The sequence below is a fragment of the Bacteroidota bacterium genome, from assembly GCA_039821555.1.
GTDB lineage: Bacteria > Bacteroidota > Rhodothermia > Rhodothermales > Rubricoccaceae > JBCBEX01.
In genome coordinates this window covers 1-2,610 of sequence record JBCBNX010000041.1, presented here as the reverse complement: position 1 = coordinate 2,610, position 2,610 = coordinate 1, and the positions used below count along the sequence as shown (strand labels likewise).

At 67.5% G+C, this 2,610-nt stretch carries 2 protein-coding genes; both read left to right on the top strand.

All coding sequences use genetic code 11. From position 1 onward, the window contains the following. The first annotated feature begins 285 nt into the window (after positions 1-285). Complete coding sequence (locus tag AAFU51_18740; protein ID MEO1573287.1) at positions 286-1,848, top strand: choice-of-anchor B family protein; 1,563 nt, start codon at positions 286-288, stop codon at positions 1,846-1,848. A 31-nt stretch (positions 1,849-1,879) separates the two neighbouring features. Continuing rightward, positions 1,880-2,610: choice-of-anchor B family protein (locus AAFU51_18735; GenBank protein MEO1573286.1), on the top strand; the 731-nt coding region annotated here is incomplete at its 3' end.

The following is a 2,610-nucleotide window of genomic DNA, read 5'->3' as shown; positions in this document are numbered from 1 at the left end:
GCGGGCCTGTCGAGCGGGACGTACGTGGTGCGGGTGGTGGGCGAGACGTTCGCTGAGACGCGCCGCCTCACGCTCGTCCGATAGCCCGCGGCGACCAACACCAGATCGCTCTGGGGCTGGGCTCGGCACGAGTCCAGTCCCTTTTTTGTGCCCCCCTTTTTTCCGCCGGGCAAGCAACGCAACGGGCCGTCTTGCCGTAGCCGCATGACTGCGTGCTTCGTTCGTGTCCCAGCCCTCGCTGCTTTGCTAGTTGCGGCATCGCCCTTTTTCTCCCGCTCCAGGCCCATGTCGCCCTACCGCGCCGCCGTCCGCGTTATTGCCGCCACAGCCATCGGACTCGCCGTCTGGATCGCTGGAGCACCCTCATTGCACGCGCAGCCGGCGGCCGTCCCGTGCGAGAACGGGCAGGCCGGTCCCTATGCGTGCGACCGCGTCGACCTGCTCGCGGAGATGGACCTCGTAGCCCTCGGGTCGTCCTATGCGCAGGGCGACTTGACGAATTGGTGGTGGGGCAACGACATCTGGGGCTGGACTGACCCGGAGACCGGCACCGAGTATGCCCTTGTTGGCACCTGGGAAGGCGTCTCCTTCGTGGACCTGTCTACCCCGACGGCTCCGGTCCTCGTAGGCATGCTGCCCACCGCAGCCCAGCGGGGCGACCTCCGCACCATCGGCAACCTCTGGCGCGACATCAAGACGCGCGGGACCTATGCCTACATCGTCAGCGAAGTGCCAGGGCATGGCGTGCAGATCTTTGACCTGAGGCGGCTCCGCAGCGTCACCGAAGCGCCGGTCGAGTTCGAGCCGGACGCGCGCTACACCGGCATCGGCAGCGCGCACAACATCGTGGCGAGCGACGACCTCGACGTGGTGATCGCCGTCGGCCACGACACCAACAATCTGGAGTGCCTGACCGGGCTCTACCTCATCGACGTGACGACGCCGATAGCACCGCGCTACTCGGGCTGCTTCGGCGCCGACGGCTACACCCACGACGCGCAGTGCATCGTCTACGACGGCCCCGACCCGGACTATCAGGGGCGCACGGTCTGCTTCAGTTCCAACACGATCATGCTGTCGATCAGCGACATCACCGAGCCAGCGCGCACGCGCGCCCTCAGCACGGCGATCTACCCAACGGTGGTCTTCACCCACCAGGGCTGGCTGACCGAGGACCGGCGCTTCTTCTTCATGAACGACGAGGGCGACGACGGCGCCACCGACATCGGGGGCACCCGCACCATCGTGATGAACGTGGAAGACCTCGACGCCCCCTTCTACGTCGGCGCCTACATCGCGCCGACCACCACGATCGACCACAACCACTACATCGTCGGCGACCTGCTTTTTCAGGCGAACTACGAGAGCGGCTTTCGCCTCCACCGGATCAATGCCAACGACCCGACCGCGCTCACACCGGTCGGCTTTTTCGACACCTACCCGGAGGGCGACGGCCTTGGGTTCAACGGGGCGTGGAGCGTCTATCCGTTCTTCGAGAGCGGCATCGTGATCGTCAGCGACCAGCAGCGTGGGCTGTTTGTACTCCAACCCGAAGCCACGGCGGTGGCCGGCGAGAGCGAGCCCGACGGCGCCGTCGCGAGGCTGAGCGCAGCTTCCCCGAACCCCTTCCGCGACCGCACCACCCTCGCGCTCACGCTCACCGCGCCAGAGCCCGTCCGCGCCGAGGTCTACGACCTGCTCGGCCGCCGCGTCGCCACCCTGCTCCACGGCACGACCGACGGCGCCCTGCTCACCGTCGACGGTGCCGGGCTCCCGAGCGGCGTCTATGTGGTGCGCGTCGTCGGCGAGACGTTTGCCGAGACACGCCGCCTGACCCTCGCGCGCTAACCTCTTTCGTTTCACCCCAACCCACTTTTCGATGCGTACGCTCTTGCTACTGTGCCTGCTGGCGCTTCTCTCCACGCCTGTCCTCGCCCAGGAGGCCGTCACTGCTGCGTGCGCCGACGGGCGCGCCGCCGACTTTGCGTGCTCCGACGTGGACCTGGTCGCCAACCTCACCCGCGAGGACCTCGACTTCGGCACGTCGACCTTCTTCCCCACTCCGAACGACGTCTGGGGCTGGACCGACCCCGAGACCGGCATCGAGTACGGGCTCGTGGGGACCTCGCAGGGCACGGTCTTCGTGAGCCTCGCCACCCCAACGGTGCCACAGATCATCGGGCGGCTACCCACCGAGACGACGAGCACCCTCTGGCGCGACATCAAGACGCTCGGCAACTACGCCTTCATCGTCAGCGAAGCCGAAGACCATGGCATGCAGGTTTTCGACCTGACCCGGCTGCGCGACGTCACCTCGCCGCCCGTCGTGTTCGGGGCCGACGCGGTCTACAGGGGCACCGGCAGCGCCCACAACATCGTCATCGATGAGGCGATCCCCTACGCCTTCTTGGTGGGCGCCGACCAGAACGGCTTTGCCTGCAACGGCGGCGGCCTCCACATCGTCGACCTCAGCGACCCGCTCGCCCCCGCGTTGGCCGGGTGCTTCGACGACGACGGCTACACGCACGACGCTCAGTGCGTCCGCTACGACGGCCCCGACACCGACTACACCGGCGACGCCGTCTGCTTCTCCTCCAACGGCGCCTTCGG

Bases quoted from the DNA above. Each gene is read 5' to 3' on its own strand.
- AAFU51_18740 (MEO1573287.1), top strand. From the start codon at position 286: ATGTCGCCCTACCGCGCCGCCGTCCGCGTTATTGCCGCCACAGCCATC.